This window comes from Streptomyces hygroscopicus, from assembly GCF_026168105.1.
Lineage (GTDB): Bacteria > Actinomycetota > Actinomycetes > Streptomycetales > Streptomycetaceae > Streptomyces > Streptomyces hygroscopicus_D.
In genome coordinates, this window is record NZ_LBMW01000149.1 from 1 (window position 1) to 1,379 (window position 1,379).

Here is a 1,379-nt window from a genome sequence, read left to right on the forward strand (position 1 = left end):
CAAGTGGTTGTGCCGGGTGATGTGCGTCGGCGTGTGGCGGAGGTGTTGCCGGAGTACATGGTGCCGTCGGCGGTGGTGGTGCTGGATGTGTTGCCGTTGACGCCGAACGGGAAGTTGGATCGTCGGGCGTTGCCGGTGCCGGACGTCGGTGTCCGGACGTCGGGGCGCGGTCCGCGTTCGCCGCAGGAGGAGATCTTGTGTGCGGCGTTCGCCGAAGTGCTGGGTCTTGGCCAGGTCGGCGTCGATGACAACTTTTTCGATCTGGGTGGTCATTCGCTGTTGGCGACGCGGTTGATCAGTCGTGTGCGGTCGGTGCTGGGTGTGGAGTTGTCGGTGCGGGCGGTGTTCGAGGCGCCGACGGTGGCGGGGCTGGCGGCGCGGCTTGTGGGTGCGGCTGGTGCGCGGCCGGCGCTTCGGGTCGGTGAGCGTCCTGGGGTGGTGCCGTTGTCGTTCGCGCAGCGGCGGTTGTGGTTCCTGCACCGGTTGGAGGGGCCGAGTGCGACGTACAACATGCCGATGGCCATTCGGCTTTCGGGTGCGCTGGACCACGATGCTCTGCGGGCGGCCCTGATCGACGTGACCGGACGACACGAAACTCTCCGCACGGTGTTCTCCGACGGCGCGGAGGGGCCGCGCCAGCGCGTTCTCGACGTTTCGGAGGCCGCCACGGAGCTCTTCTTCGTCGAGACCACCGAGGAAGAGCTCCCGAGCCGGCTGGACGAGGGGGCGCGGCACGGCTTCGACCTGGCCGTCGAGACTCCCCTGCGCGCGACCTTGTTCGTGCTGTCGCCGACCGAGCACGTGCTGCTGCTCGTCCTGCATCACATCGCGGGCGACGGCTGGTCCCTGGGTCCTCTGTCGCGTGATGTGGGTGAGGCGTATGCGGCGCGGGTGGCCGGACATGCGCCGGGTTGGTCGGAGTTGCCGGTGCAGTACGTGGATTACACGCTCTGGCAGCAGGAGCTGTTGGGCCGTGAGGACGATCCGCAGAGCGTGATCAGCGAACAGGTCGACTACTGGAAGTCGGCGCTGATGGACCTGCCGGAGCAGTTGGAGCTTCCGGTGGATCGTGTGCGGCCGGTGGTGGCGAGTTATGCGGGTGATGTGGTTCCGCTGGTGGTGGGTGCGGAGTTGCATGGTCGGGTGGTGGCGTTGGCTCGGGAGTGTGGGGTCAGTGTGTTCATGGTGTTGCAGGCGGCTTTGGTGTTGTTGTTGAGGCGGTTGGGTGCGGGGTCGGATATTGCGTTGGGGTCGCCGGTTGCGGGGCGTATGGATGAGGCGCTGGATGATCTGGTCGGGTTTTTTGTGAATACGTTGGTGTTGCGGACGGATGTGTCGGGTGATCCGTCGTTTGGTGAGTTGTTGGGGCGGGTGCGGGA

1 protein-coding gene is annotated in these 1,379 nt (G+C 66.4%); it reads left to right on the plus strand.

The genetic code is table 11. From position 1 onward, the window contains the following. On the plus strand, positions 1-1,379 hold a 1,379-nt coding region (locus AAW14_RS39310; RefSeq protein WP_265569258.1), incomplete at both ends, for a condensation domain-containing protein.